This is a genomic window from Tenacibaculum xiamenense (assembly GCF_964513065.1).
Taxonomy (GTDB): domain Bacteria; phylum Bacteroidota; class Bacteroidia; order Flavobacteriales; family Flavobacteriaceae; genus Polaribacter; species Polaribacter xiamenense.
Window position 1 is genome coordinate 62,476 of the sequence record NZ_CAZEQU010000018.1, and the last position, 14,176, is coordinate 76,651.

Here is a 14,176-nt window from a genome sequence, read left to right on the forward strand (position 1 = left end):
TAATTAATTATTCTTGGGTATAAAAATAGAAAGATCGAAATCTATAATATATAGGAAAATAAGGACTAATATAGCTATGATAATGACAATAGTTTTGTTAAAACCTCCATGTTCCGAAGATTTAAATTCGTCAATAGCAGCATTAAATTTTCCTTTTAAACTTTTTCGTTTTCCAACGGTAGTTCTGTATTCATCAAACTTATGTTTAAACTCATAAGGGTTTCCTTCTCCTTTATAATAGCGAGGTTGGTAATCAAACTTCTTATTTTCTCTTTTAATAAATCCCATAAAATTGTTGTTTTTTAGGTCAATTACAACAAAAATTGCACCATAATGAGTAAAAATCAAAGTTACAGAAATAAAAATAGGTCTTCAAATATTATTGAAAAATTAGTTGTATGAAAATGAAAGACCTACATAAAAAAGAGCCTACAGATTTTCTATAGACTCTTTTTAAAATTCAATATAAGAGATTTTAAAATCCTAAACTATTCGATTTAACCTCTTTGTTTTTTAAAGCAGCCATTTTTATAGCGGCTACAGCACATTCAATACCTTTGTTGCCTAGTTTTCCGCCAGACCTGTCAATTGATTGTTGTTTTGTGTTATCTGTTAACACACAGAAAATAACAGGAACATCATATTTTATGTTCAAATCCACAATTCCTTGAGTAACACCATCACAAACAAAATCGAAATGTTTAGTTTCACCTTGAATAACATTTCCAATAGCAATGATTGCATCTACTTTTTGTGTTTGAATCATTTTTTTACATCCATATACCAATTCAAAACTTCCAGGAACATCCCACGATATTATGTTATCGTTTGTAACACCACAATCCAATAAGGTGTCAATTGCTCCTTGATGAAGGTTTTTTGTAATTTCAGGATTCCATTCTGAAACAACAATCCCAAATCGAAAAGGTTTCGCATTTGGGATTGTTGCTTTATCGTAATAAGATAAATTTGTTGTTGCCATGTTTATATTGTAATCAAATCATCGATTATTGTGCATATTTTGCACCGTTGATATATTTTTCAATATCTCTTCCTTGATCAGTAGTTGAGTACTTTTCTTTAATTTTACTAAAGAAACTCTCAGCTTTACTGTATTCTTTTAATTCCATAGCTACTTGTCCAGCTTTGAATAAGAATAAAGGAGTAGTAAATTGGTTATCTTTTTTATTAGCTGCTTTTTCATAGTACTCTAAAGCTTCTTTTGGTTGATTAATATCAGCAAAAGCATCACCAATAGCACCTAAAGCAGTAGGACCTAAAATTTCATCGTCAGACTCAAAGTTACTTAAATACTCAATCGCTTCAGAATACTTTTTCATTTTTAAGTAAGAAATACCAGCATAATAGTTTGCTAAGTTTCCAGCTTTGGTACCACTAAAAGAATCAGCGATATCAACAAATCCATATTTTCCATCTCCACCTTCTAATCCTAAATTGTATAATGAGTCAGCAACTACTCCAGCAGAAGTTCCAGCCTGATCAAAAAAGTTTCTAGGGTAAGCTAATTCATTTGAAGCTTGTCTTTCAGTAGGTTCTGCTACATACTTTGTATAAGCAAGGTATCCAAGAATAACAACAGCAATTGCAACTAAACCATAAAATAATGGTTTGTTGTTCTTCTCAATCCATTGTTCAGATTTGTTAGCAGCTTCGTCCAAATTATTAAACACTTCAGCTGTTGTACTTTGTGTTTCATCAAATGTTTCTTCAACTTCTTTAACAACCTTTTCTTTCTTCGGTTTATACCCTCTTTTCTTATATGTAGCCATATCGCTTTAAAATTAGTGCGGACAAAAATAGTTTTTTTAATTGGATTTTAAAAACCGATTTTCCGTAAATTTTCAATATTTTGCGCTACCTTAAAAGAAATTCATTTTTTAGATGTATTTGCAAAAGATTTCATTGGTAAATTATAAAAATATCGCTTCTCAGACTTTCGACTTTCAAAAGAAAATTAATTGCTTTGTAGGAAATAATGGAGTAGGAAAAACTAATGTACTGGATGCCATTTATTATTTGTCATTTGCAAAGAGTTATTTCAATTCAGTAGCCGTTCAGAATATAAAGCATGGTGAGGATTTTTTTATGATCGAAGGTAATTACCTTTTGAATGAGAGAAATGAGAAAATTGTTTGTTCTTTGAAAAAAGGGCAGAAAAAAGTTTTAAAGAGGAACGATAAAACCTATGAAAAATTTTCAGACCATATTGGTCAATTACCTTTAGTTATTATATCTCCCGCAGATAGAGATTTAATTGTTGAGGGAAGTGATACCAGAAGGAAATTTATTGATGGAGTAATTTCTCAGCAAGATAAAAAATACCTTCAAAGCTTGCTGGCTTATGGAAAGGTAGTTCAACAGCGAAATGCTCTATTAAAATTTTTTGCGGCTAATAGAACGTTCGATGCGCTAAATTTAAAGGTCTATGACGAACAGTTAATTCAGTACGGAACAGTAATACATGAAAAAAGAAAGGCGTTTTTAGAACAATTTGTACCTATCTTTAACAAAAAACATGAGGTTATTTCTGGAAATGAAGAGAAAGTAAATTTAAAGTATAAAAGTCAATTGTTTGAAAACGACTTTGAAACTTTATTGGCAAAAAGTCTTGAAAAAGATAAAATAATACAGTATACTACGGTTGGGGTGCATAAAGACGACTTAAGTTTTGAAATAGGAGAATATCCAATTAAGAAATTTGGTTCACAAGGACAACAGAAATCGTTTTTGATAGCTTTAAAGCTTGCTCAGTTTGAATTTATAAAGCAACAAGTAAATATTACGCCAATATTATTATTGGACGATATTTTTGATAAATTAGATGAAAATAGGGTAGCACAAATTATTGATTTAGTAAATCAAGAGGAGTTTGGGCAAATATTTATAACCGATACTCATGCCGATAGAACTAAAATGGTTATTGAAAAGAGCAATCAAGAGTATCAAATTTTTACATTATAAAAAACAAAATGTCGAAAAGAGAGAATGATAGTTTTTCTATGAAAGAATTGATGAATCTATTTATAGAAAAAAGTAATTTAAAAAATGGGTTTCAGAAAATTCATATTGAAGAAGCCTGGAATAAATTGATGGGAGCAGGTGTGGCCTCTTATACTGATGAAGTGAAATTGCAAAATGGAACTCTATTTGTAAGGTTGAAATCTTCGGTTTTGAGAGAAGAGCTCAACTATGGAAAAGAAAAAATAGTAAAAATGCTCAATGAAGAAATGGGTGAAGAAATTGTCAAAAGATTAATGTTAGTATAAAAAAACTCGTTATGAAAATAACGAGTTTTTTATGTATTCAATGAATGTTTTAAAAGGCTATTGCCTAGAAATTAAAACATCTCTCTTCCTGCAAAGTGGAAAGCTCCTTCGATAGCAGCATTTTCATCAGAATCAGATCCATGAACTGCATTTTCACCAATTGAAGTAGCATATAGCTTACGAATAGTTCCTTCAGCAGCTTCAGCTGGATTAGTAGCTCCAATTAAAGTTCTGAAATCTTCAACAGCGTTATCTTTTTCTAAAATCGCAGCGATAATTGGTCCACGAGTCATGAACTCAACTAATTCACCAAAAAATGGACGCTCACTATGAATAGCGTAAAAAGTTTCAGCATCACGCTTAGTCATTTGAGTTTTCTTCATTGCTACAATTCTAAAACCTGCAGCGTTAATTTTTTCTAAAATAGCACCAGTATGTCCGTTTTCAACTGCATCTGGTTTAATCATTGTAAATGTTCTATTTGTTGCCATCTTTAAAATGTCTTCTAAAATTTTTTAGTCGCCGCAAAAATACGTTTTTTAATGTTATTCACAAGTTAAGGATAAAATTGTGTAAACTCCTGTAATACGGTCTTGTCTTTTCCCATCATTTTAAAGGTAACTTTACGTTTCTTAATATCGAATTCTATAAGACCATAACTTAAAGTACTTACTACATTTCCTTTCCTGTATTTATTAGGTTCATATGTATAAGAATTATACGAATGCGTTAGTCCACTCGAAGTAAAATCAATAAGAGGGTAGTTTAATGAATCTAATTGTAAAGTAGAAAATTCGGAGATATGCCTATCACCAGATAAAAATAGGATGTTCTTACTTTTTGATTTTTGTATTAGCTTAAAAAGTTTTTCTACTTCATTTGGAAAGTTAGCCCATTTCTCAAAACCATGTTCTGATGAAAGTATTTGAATACTGCTAACAATTAAAGTAAAATCAGTTATAGAGCTATTAAGCACATTTTCTAACCATTTCCATTGCTCAGACCCTAAGATAGTTCCTTCGTTCTTATTTGGTTTGTAGCGTCTGTTTCTTTCTTTTGCTTTTGTTAAAGCTGTTCTGAAGTATCTTGTGTCTAGAAGTATTATTTTAATACTACCTTCAGAAGTTTTGAAAATTTCTGAATGATAAATACCTTCATGTTCTCTACGTGGAGAGTCTTTTGGAACATCCAAGAAATCAAGAAAAAGTTGTTGACTCTCTCGTTTTTTTGCATATTCTTTTCCTCCATCGTTAAGTCCATAATCATGATCGTCCCAAATTCCTAAAGCAGGAATCTCTTTAATTAGTTTAGAGTATTGTGAATGAGATTTTTGCTGCTGGTACATCCTACTCATTTTTTCCATATTATAAGTGTCAGCATAAATATTATCACCTCCCCAAATCCATAAATTTGGCGATTGCTCAATAATATCTGTCCAAAAAGGGTTCGATTTATTTTGATCATTACAAGATCCAAAAGCAATGGTAAATGTTGAGTTTTGACCGTGTGTTGCATGATTAAATAGAAGCCAAATTACAATGGATATAATATAGTTAAGATTCTTCATAGTAGTTCGTTTTATACTAAATAACAAAAACAAAATCATACAAAGATTAATAGAAGTATAATTTGTATCTTCGCCACTTATGATTTTGAAACAATTTAACGAATTAAAGGAGTTTTTATCTAAGCCACAACAAATTGTTATTATAGGACATAAAAATCCTGATGGAGATGCTGTAGGATCAACTCTTGGATTGAAACATTATTTGGATAAAAAAGGACATAAAGCGCAGGTGTTAATGCCTAATGAATATCCAGATTTTTTACACTGGATTCCTGGATCTGAAACAGTGTATCGATTTGATCGCCAAAATAATCAATGTGTTAAATCGTTAAGAAAATCTACCATTGCTTTTTTGTTGGATTTCAATGCATTGCATAGAGTAGGGCAGGATATGCAAAATACGCTTGAAAAGTATGAACATGATTTTGCTTTGATTGATCATCACCAGCAGCCTGACGATTTTGAATATATGTATTCAGATACCACCATGTCTTCAACTTGCCAAATGGTTTATAATTTTATAGAGATGATGGGAGATGTTGATATGATCGATAAGAATATAGCTACCTGTTTATATACTGGAATAATGACGGATACTGGATCTTTTAGATTTCGATCTACGACTAGTAAAACACATAGAATTATAGCAGACCTAATCGATAAAGGTGCTGAAAATGATAAGATCCATAGTAGTGTAAACGACTCTAATACATATAGTAGATTGTTATTACTTGGTCAAGCATTAAGTAATTTAGAAATTCTACCAGAATACAAAACAGCCTTTATTACCTTGTCAGAGGAAGAAAAGGATAAGTACAATCATGAAAAAGGCGATACGGAAGGCGTTGTTAATTATGCGTTATCCTTAAAAGGAATAGTTTTCGGTATTATCTTTATAGAAGATGAAGAGCAGGGAATTATTAAAATTTCTTTTAGGTCGAAAGGAAAATTCTCTGTGAATAAGTTCGCTAGAAATTACTTCAATGGAGGTGGGCATGATAATGCTGCAGGAGGAAGGAGTGAATTGAGCATGAAAGATACTATTGCGAGGTTTAAATCGCTATTACCAAATTATAAAAATGAATTATTAACCTCTTATGAAAGTTAGAATACTATTCTTAGTTACAGTATTATTCTTAATTTCTTGTGCTGAACCAGTAGCAAGAAAACCTAAGAAACATGGAACTACTAATTTTTATCAAGAAGTAATTAAGAAGAATAAGAAATTAAATGGACTCGAAAAAAGTAGATTAGAGTCTTGGATACGTAAAGATACTTTACATAATTATGTGGAAAGTGCCAGTGGATATTGGTACTATTATGAAAAGAAAGATAGCACGGAATCAATCTCACCAAAGTTAGAGGATGTTGTTGAAATAGAGTTTGATGTAAAGCAAATAAATGGTTCTGTTGTCTACGATAAAATGAAAAGAACTTATAAAGTAGACAAGGAAGATTTTATTCCAGCACTTCAAGATGGAATAAAATTGATGAAAAAGGGAGAAACAATTACATTTGTCATTCCATCCTATAGAGCATTTGGTGTTTCAGGTGATGGCAATAAAATAGGAATTAATCAACCAATAAAAAGTACAGTAACGTTAATAGACATAAAACAAATCAACAATAATGAAAATGACTAAATTTTTAATCGCTACTCTTGTAGGGATTTCAGTAGTTTCTTGTAGTAATGGTCAATATAACTCTAAAAAATCTTTAGATAATCAAATAGATACCATTAGTTATGCCGTAGGATTAAACATGGCGAATCAAATTAAAGCTAACTTTGAAGAAGTAAATGAAGATTTATTTATTCAAGGATTTAAAAATGGAATTGATTCTACGAATATGTTATTGGAGGTAAAAGATGTGCCTGTTATTCTTCGTAAGTATTTCCAGAAGAAAAACGAGGAAAGAATGAAGAAATTGCAAGAAGAGCAAATTAAGAAAGCAGAAGCAGAATTCGGAGAATTCAAAAAGGAAAATGAAAAGTTCTTAGAAGAAAATAAAACAAAAGATGGTGTTGTAACTACAGCTAGTGGATTACAATATGTTGTTTTAAAAGAAGGACAAGGTGAAAAGCCAAAAGCAACTTCTAAAGTTAAAGTTCACTATCATGGAACTTTAATTGATGGAACTGTATTTGATAGTTCTGTTGAAAGAAAAACACCATCAGAGTTTTTCTTAAATAGAGTAATCAAAGGGTGGACTGAAGGTATTCAGTTAATGAAGCCAGGAGCGAAATACAAATTTTTCATTCCAAGTGAATTAGCTTATGGTGCTACACCAAGAGCAGGAGGTCCAATAAAACCTTTTTCAACATTAGTTTTTGAAGTAGAGCTTTTAGAAGAGCTTAAATAAAAAATAAAAGAACAAGAAAATAAGGTTAGTAAATTTACTAACCTTATTTGTTTAAATCTATTAAAATGAAATTGTTTAAAGTATTATTCGTTATAACAATTGTTTTTGCATCATGTAAAACAGCAAAGTATCCTAATTTAGATAACGGTTTGTATGCCGATATTCAGACTAATCGAGGTGATATTTTAATAAAATTACACGAGAAGGAAGTGCCAATGACTGTTGCAAACTTTGTGTCATTAGCAGAAGGAAACAATCCAAAAATGACTGATTCGTTAAAGGGGAAGCCTTATTTTGATGGAACCAAGTTTCATAGGGTAATTAGTGATTTTATGATTCAGGGAGGTGATATCACTGGAACAGGAAGAGGTAATGCAGGGTATAGATTTGCTGATGAATTTCCTTTAAATGAAAAAGGAGAATTAATATATAAGCACGATAAAGCGGGTATATTATCAATGGCTAACTCTGGGAAAAGTACAAATTCAAGTCAGTTTTTTATTACTCACAAAGCAACACCTTGGTTAGATGGAAAGCACACTGTTTTTGGACAAGTTAAAATCGGTCAAAATATAGTTGATACCATTCAAAAAGATGATTTTATAAATCGTGTAGAAATTATTCGAATAGGTAAAGAGGCTAAAAAATTTAAGGCTGATGAAGTTTTTCAGTTTGAGTTAACAAATGTTACTCAAAAGGAAGAAGAAAGAAGAAAAAAATTAGAAGAAGCGAAGGTAAGATTCCAAAAGGAAAAAGGAATTGACAATGCCGTCGCAACAGATTCTGGATTGAAAGTTTTATCTATTCAAAAAGGTAAAGGGAAAAAGGTAAATCCGGCACTGCCGACAACCGTTCATTATACACTTTATTTAACTGATGGTAGAAAAATAGCATCAAGTATTGATGAAAACAAACCGTTTGTGTTTACTATAGATAAGCAGAGTTTGATAGCTGGTTGGAAAGAAGGTGTAAAAACAATGAGAGAAGGAGATAAATCAAGATTTTTTATTCCTTATTATTTAGGATATGGTGACAGAGCAATGGGACCAATACCTCCAAAATCTGATTTAGTATTTGAAGTAGAAGTTTTAAAAGTAGGAAAGTAGTTTGATTGATAAAATTTTACAGCTAGATAGAGAACTTCTCATATTTTTAAATAGCTTGGGAAGTGAGTCGTTTGATAGTTTTTGGCTAACTATTACCAATCAATTTACCTGGACGCCATTATTTCTTTTAGTACTTTTTTTTGTTTTTAAAGAATTCGGATTAAAAAAAGGAATATTTACGTTTTTGTTTATTGTGGTGCTAGTAGCGTTTTCTGATCAGTTTACAAACTTAATTAAAAATACAACTGAACGATTAAGACCTTGTAATACGGAAAGTTTACAAGGTTATTTAAGACAGTTCACTTATAAGCCAAGAGGATTTAGTTTTTGGTCGGGGCATGCGTCATTATCAACAGCTTTCAGTGTATTTGTATTTCTCCTTTTTAAAAACAGAATAAAGTACATTAAATGGATATTTATATTTCCTCTTGTCTTTGGTTTAAGTAGGATTTATTTAGGGGTTCATTATCCTCTGGATGTAACTTGTGGTTATATAGCGGGAATAATAGTAGGCTTTATTTTCTATAAATTTTATCGAAAACTATTCATGGCTATCTTTAAATCGACTATTTAAATCTATTATATATAATAATAAATGAAGGAGCATTTCGAAATGAAATTGCTCCTTTTTTATTTTAATAGTTAAAATATTAGTATCTTGCATTTACTATGCATGCATAGTAAATTTAAAATTTAGCTGATTATGACCAAATACAAACATATTTTCGAACCATTAGATTTAGGCTTTACTACTATTAAAAATAGAATTCTAATGGGATCAATGCATACAGGATTAGAAGAGGAAAAAAATGGCATTGAGAAAATAGCAGCCTATTATGCTGAAAGAGCAAGAGGAGGAGTAGGGCTTATTGTTACTGGTGGAATTTCACCCAATATTCAAGGGTGGACAGGGCCTTTTTCTGCAAGAATGAGCACTAAAAAGCATGCTAGAGAACATAAAGTGATAACTAAAGCGGTTCATGATGAAGGAGGGAAAATATGTATGCAAATACTTCATGCTGGACGTTATGCTTACCATCCTTTAAGTGTTGCCCCATCAGCAATAAAAGCTCCTATAAATCCATTTAAACCTTTTAAATTACAAAAATCAGGAATTAAAAGAACAATAAGAGATTTTGTTAACTCGGCAAAATTAGCAAAAGAAGCTGGTTACGATGGCGTTGAGATTATGGGGTCAGAAGGGTACTTAATTAATCAATTTATTGTAAAAAGAACAAATCAAAGAATTGATGATTGGGGGGGAGAATATAAAAACAGAATAAAACTTCCAATTGCTTTAGTTAAAAAAACAAGAGAAGCGGTAGGAGAGGATTTTATCATCATTTATAGACTTTCAATGTTGGATTTGGTGAATAATGGGAGTTCGTGGGAAGAAGTAGTTCACTTGGGGAAAGAAATTGAAAAAGCAGGAGCTACTATTATTAATACAGGTATTGGATGGCATGAATCACGAATACCTACGATTGCAACCTCTGTTCCTAGAGCCGCCTTTACTTGGGTAACAGAAAGAATGAAAAAAGAGTTGTCAATACCATTGGTAACTTCTAACAGAATTAATATGCCAGACGTAGCTGAAAAAGTGTTATCGGAAGGGCATGCAGACATTATTTCCATGGCACGTCCTTTCTTGGCGGACCCAGAATGGGTAAATAAGGCCAAAGAAGAGCGAGAAGATGAAATAAATACATGTATTGCCTGTAACCAAGCTTGTCTAGATCATGTATTCCAAAAGAAGATTGCAAGTTGTTTAGTCAACCCCAGAGCTTGTCATGAAACGGAATTGAATTATTATAAAGCAGAGAATAGCAAGAGAATAGCCGTTGTAGGAGCGGGGCCAGCAGGTTTGGCGGCCTCTACGATTGCAGCCCAAAGAGGTCACGATGTAACATTGTTTGATTCTGAAGCAGAAATTGGTGGTCAATTTAACATAGCTAAGCAAATTCCTGGTAAAGAAGAGTTTTATGAAACGATTCGATATTTTAACAGGCAAATAGAATTACACGGGGTGAAATTAAAGTTGAACACGAAAGTTGGGGTTGAAGATTTGGCAAATGGTGATTTTGATGAAATTATTTTGGCAACGGGAATTTCTCCAAGAATGCCGAAAATAGAAGGGATAGATCATAAAAAAGTTCTTAGCTATATAGACGTTCTTAAACATAAAAAGAAAGTAGGGAAAAGAGTAGCCGTTATTGGAGCAGGAGGAATTGGTTTCGATGTGTCGGAGTATTTAACCCATGAAGGAGAAAGTACTAGCGTTAATATTGATGCTTGGTTGCAAGAATGGGGTATTGATAAAACACTTAAATCGAGAAGTGGTATTGAAGATATGAGTCCGAAGTTTCATCCATCTCCAAGAGAGGTTTTTATGTTTAAAAGAAGTACAGGTAAGTTCGGAGGGAATTTAGGAAAAACTACTGGTTGGATTCATAGAGCTAACTTGAAGAAGAAAAATGTACAGTTTATAAAGGAAGTTCAATATACCAAAATAGATGATCAAGGATTGCATTATTCGCAAAATGATGAAGCGAAGGTGCTAGCTGTTGATAATATAATTATTTGTGCAGGACAGGTACCATTTAAGGAATTGTATGAACCGTTGAAGTCAAAAGGAGTTACTGTTCATGTTATAGGTGGAGCCCATGTAGCAGCTGAGTTAGATGCTAAAGAAGCTATAAATCAAGGAAGTAGGTTGGCTGCTGTTTTGTAATTGTTAAATAAAATTAGTATATTGTATAGGTAAAATTATCATTGAAAAATGATATCGGCTAAAGCCCCCATCCAGCCAAGTCTAGGTTGATGATGTGGGCTATTTTTTTACCCAAAAGCCTGATAACCTTGGTTATTTGCGAGAGCTAATCAATTTAGTTATGCGGATAAAGTACAATCAAGAAATAAGTTGATTGTTTTTTTTGCAAAAACTAATAGAATAAAAACTGCTTTTACAAACAGTGTTTGGAAGGCTTTTTTGTTTCTTTACTCGTTAATAAAGAGGTTTTTATATTCTTCCCTTCTCAGACTTTTTGATGGTGGTTATAGATAATGAATTCAGAACTTTAAACGGGTGATTAGAAACGAGTATTTCAAAAAAATTATTATAGTATTGGTTGTGTTGAAACTAACCGCTTGCACTTTAACGAAAAAAGAGGCGGGTGAATATGAAATTTCAACAATGACTAGAAGTGAATTCGATTCTATTCGTGATAATTTGGCATATAGTAAATTAGATCCTGATCAGGTTTCAGAAACCATACGAAGATTAACAAAGGAAGTTGAATTATCTAAAAACACACATGAAACGGCTAAACGAAATCGCTTACTTGCTATTTATTATTTGATTTTTTCCGATTATAGAAAAGCGAATGAACGATTTGATACTGTTGGTCAGTATTATAAAAAATACGGTAACTGGAAACAATATGTTTGTATTAGCAAGCTAAGAGCAATTTCTTATAGGGGGCAGGGAAGGTATCCAGAAATGGAAAAAGTTTTGAAGGAGGCTATTGAAATATCAAAAGCAAACAAAGTGGTTCCTTACGATTTATTACCTATTCATGAGCTTTCTGTTTACTATAGTTATGACATGCAAGAGCCATGGAAAGGAATAGAATATGGTAAAATTTTCTTGGATAAACTTCAGGAGTACGACACCATAAAAGTACAAAGACATGTTTATGATTCTATTAAAAGCCATAACCTTAACATTCTTCTTTTAAATTTAACAAGGTCATATTTAGAAACAAAACAGCTTGATAAAGCTGAAAAAAACTTAAAATTCTTAGAAAAAAAATTCATTGAAATTGGAGATGTTGAGAAAATAATGAGAGTGTATAGTAATTACATAGATTACTATGTTGAAAAGTCAGATACGGCAAAAATAAAGGAGTATAAAGAGAAATATTTTAAATATAACGATAAACTAAATGATTCGTTGATAACAATTAACAGAAGAATTTCTGAGTCGAATCTAGAGTTAATGAGGAAAGAAAAAAACAACTTGATAGAAGATGTAGAAAGTGATAGAAAAGTTTTAGTAATCGCATTTTTAGGAACTGCATTACTACTAATATTTTTATATGAAAGGTATTTCTTAAGGCTTAAATATGAAAAAGAAAGGGTGGAATTAGCTTTAGAAAATGAACAGGATTTTAAGCAGTTTAGAGCCTCTTTATTTATTAACATAGCTCATGAAATAAGAACCCCTTTATCATTAATTCTTGGGTATATAGATTTATCTGTTGATAAAAGTATAACCAAAGAGAAGCTTAAAAAATATCTTAAAGAAATTAGAGAAAAGAGCAATAAAGTAATTAATAATATTTCGGAAGTTATATCTCTATTGAAGGAAGACAAAGTTGAGGAAGATGTAAAATTAGAAAAAGTGATTATTGAACCTCGTTTGCAGCAATTGTTTTTTTCTTTTGAAGGTATGGCAAAAATCAAGGAAATCGAACTTGATTATAGTGCACTGCTACCTGAAAATTATTGTTTAATGACAAACCCTAATAAACTTGAAAGCCTTATAAATAATTTAGTAGGGAATGCAATTAAGTTTTCGCCTCGAAATTCAACTGTTTTTTTTAGGAGTAAAATAAAGGATCACTTGCTTCATATAGAGGTGAAGGATCAAGGAAGTGGAATAAGTGAAGAAAATCAACACAATATATTTAATAAATTCTATCAAGAAGAAAGAGCAGATAAATCTGAAGGATTTGGAATAGGACTGGCCATTGTTAAAGATATTGTTGATACGCTAAAAGGAACAATATCTGTAGAAAGTAAGCTTGGTGAAGGAGCTACATTCAAGGTAGCATTTCCTGTTGAAAAAAATATTGAGATGTTAGATGTTAAAAGAGTTTCTAAGAGATCAAAAAGAGAGATAAAACAGGTGGATCCCGCATTGAAAAATATTTTTAAATCAAAAAATAAATTACTGGTGGTTGAGGATAACCCCTATATGGTGGATTATTATGAGAAAATACTTTCAAAAAACTACCAATGTGATTTTGTATTCAATGGTGTTGAAGGAATTGATATGTTGAAGAGCAATAAATACAACCTTGTTATTTCTGATCTTATGATGCCAAAAATGAATGGGATAGAGTTTAGGAAGGAAATGAGAGAGGTTTTAAAAGATGATTATACGCCTTTCATTATGGTTACGGCCTTAGATTACGAGGAAAATAAGATAGATGCTTTCAATATTGGTGTTGACGATTATGTTGTTAAACCATTTAGTAAAAATGAATTGTTAGCAAGAGTAAATTGTTTAATAGAAAACAAACAGAAAAGAGAAGAATGGAATAATGAGGAAAGCGAAGAAGAGAACGAGGTTGAGAGTTATAAAGAGAAGAAACTTAAACATATAAAAGGAATCATTTTAGAAAATATACATTACGATGATTTCACTGTTACGGATTTAGCTGATCATGTGAATTTAAGTCAAAGACAATTAGAAAGAACAGTTAAAAAGCTTACTGGGTTAACTCCAGTTAAACTCATTTTAGAAGTGAGATTACAGGAAGCCTATAAAAAGATAAAAAATAAGGATGAAGAAGACGTGAATAACGTCCGGTATTCCGTTGGATTTAAAAGTGCTTCCTATTTTTCTGTAAAGTTTAAAGAGCGGTTTGGTGTAAATCCAAGCGAATTATTAAAAGAAGAATTGGAATAATATTAAGGAAAGAAAATAAAGGATTAAATATAATATAAGAAAGAATACAGAGCTAGTGAGGTCTGTACTTTGCAACAAAGAAATGAATTAAAACTATTAGTGATTGTTTAGCTTTAACCAAATAAAAATACAAACACTTTATAAAATAGTGATTTTGTTA

The 14,176-nt window shown here is 31.4% G+C and carries 14 protein-coding genes; 9 read left to right on the forward strand and 5 right to left on the reverse strand.

What is annotated here, in order from left to right; genetic code table 11:
• Window positions 1-3: 3 nt before the first annotated feature.
• From ACKTTV_RS08940 to ACKTTV_RS08950, 3 genes are all read right to left on the reverse strand, one after another.
• On the reverse strand, window positions 4-288 hold the full coding sequence (locus tag ACKTTV_RS08940; RefSeq protein WP_408030496.1) for a riboflavin synthase subunit beta: 285 nt from the start codon (window positions 286-288) through the stop codon (window positions 4-6).
• Between the two features lie 187 nt (window positions 289-475).
• On the reverse strand, window positions 476-982 hold the full coding sequence (ribH, locus tag ACKTTV_RS08945; protein ID WP_408030497.1) for a 6,7-dimethyl-8-ribityllumazine synthase: 507 nt from the start codon (window positions 980-982) through the stop codon (window positions 476-478).
• Between the two features lie 25 nt (window positions 983-1,007).
• A complete protein-coding gene (locus ACKTTV_RS08950; protein ID WP_408030498.1) occupies window positions 1,008-1,790 on the reverse strand; it encodes a tetratricopeptide repeat protein in 783 nt (260 codons plus the stop codon).
• 112 nt (window positions 1,791-1,902) lie between these two features.
• On the opposite strand from ACKTTV_RS08950, the gene recF reads away from it, so the two are divergent.
• Window positions 1,903-2,982, forward strand: a complete 1,080-nt coding sequence (gene recF, locus ACKTTV_RS08955; RefSeq protein ID WP_408030499.1) for a DNA replication/repair protein RecF — start codon at window positions 1,903-1,905, stop codon at window positions 2,980-2,982.
• An 8-nt stretch (window positions 2,983-2,990) separates the two neighbouring features.
• On the forward strand, window positions 2,991-3,287 hold the full coding sequence (locus ACKTTV_RS08960) for a DUF721 domain-containing protein (RefSeq protein WP_408030500.1): 297 nt from the start codon (window positions 2,991-2,993) through the stop codon (window positions 3,285-3,287).
• A gap of 71 nt (window positions 3,288-3,358) precedes the next feature.
• Here the strand turns inward: ACKTTV_RS08960 and ACKTTV_RS08965 are convergent, their stop codons facing one another.
• Both ACKTTV_RS08965 and ACKTTV_RS08970 read right to left on the reverse strand, forming a co-directional pair.
• Window positions 3,359-3,778, reverse strand: coding sequence for a nucleoside-diphosphate kinase (locus ACKTTV_RS08965; protein WP_408030501.1), 420 nt, complete (start codon window positions 3,776-3,778; stop codon window positions 3,359-3,361).
• A gap of 65 nt (window positions 3,779-3,843) precedes the next feature.
• A complete protein-coding gene (locus ACKTTV_RS08970) occupies window positions 3,844-4,854 on the reverse strand; it encodes an alkaline phosphatase D family protein (RefSeq protein ID WP_408030502.1) in 1,011 nt (336 codons plus the stop codon).
• Window positions 4,855-4,933: 79 nt separating this feature from the next.
• Here ACKTTV_RS08970 and ACKTTV_RS08975 point away from each other — a divergent pair, with 79 nt between their 5' ends.
• The 7 genes from ACKTTV_RS08975 (at window position 4,934) to ACKTTV_RS09005 (ending at window position 14,016) form a co-directional block, all read left to right on the forward strand.
• On the forward strand, window positions 4,934-5,962 hold the full coding sequence (locus ACKTTV_RS08975; protein ID WP_408030503.1) for a DHH family phosphoesterase: 1,029 nt from the start codon (window positions 4,934-4,936) through the stop codon (window positions 5,960-5,962).
• Window positions 5,952-6,497: a gliding motility-associated peptidyl-prolyl isomerase GldI gene (gene gldI / locus ACKTTV_RS08980; RefSeq protein ID WP_408030504.1), complete on the forward strand. Its 546-nt coding sequence runs from the start codon at window positions 5,952-5,954 to the stop codon at window positions 6,495-6,497. Before ACKTTV_RS08975 ends, gldI begins: the two co-directional genes overlap by 11 nt.
• Window positions 6,490-7,215 carry an FKBP-type peptidyl-prolyl cis-trans isomerase gene (locus tag ACKTTV_RS08985; RefSeq protein ID WP_408030505.1) on the forward strand — a complete coding sequence of 242 codons (726 nt, stop codon included), beginning with the start codon at window positions 6,490-6,492 and terminating at the stop codon, window positions 7,213-7,215. Before gldI ends, ACKTTV_RS08985 begins: the two co-directional genes overlap by 8 nt.
• A gap of 65 nt (window positions 7,216-7,280) precedes the next feature.
• Window positions 7,281-8,321, forward strand: coding sequence for a peptidylprolyl isomerase (locus ACKTTV_RS08990; protein ID WP_408030506.1), 1,041 nt, complete (start codon window positions 7,281-7,283; stop codon window positions 8,319-8,321).
• Window position 8,322: 1 nt separating this feature from the next.
• Window positions 8,323-8,895, forward strand: coding sequence for a phosphatase PAP2 family protein (locus ACKTTV_RS08995; RefSeq protein WP_408030507.1), 573 nt, complete (start codon window positions 8,323-8,325; stop codon window positions 8,893-8,895).
• Between the two features lie 129 nt (window positions 8,896-9,024).
• On the forward strand, window positions 9,025-11,052 hold the full coding sequence (locus ACKTTV_RS09000) for an oxidoreductase (RefSeq protein ID WP_408030508.1): 2,028 nt from the start codon (window positions 9,025-9,027) through the stop codon (window positions 11,050-11,052).
• A gap of 354 nt (window positions 11,053-11,406) precedes the next feature.
• Complete coding sequence (locus tag ACKTTV_RS09005) at window positions 11,407-14,016, forward strand: hybrid sensor histidine kinase/response regulator transcription factor (RefSeq protein ID WP_408030509.1); 2,610 nt, start codon at window positions 11,407-11,409, stop codon at window positions 14,014-14,016.
• Window positions 14,017-14,176 lie beyond the last annotated feature (160 nt).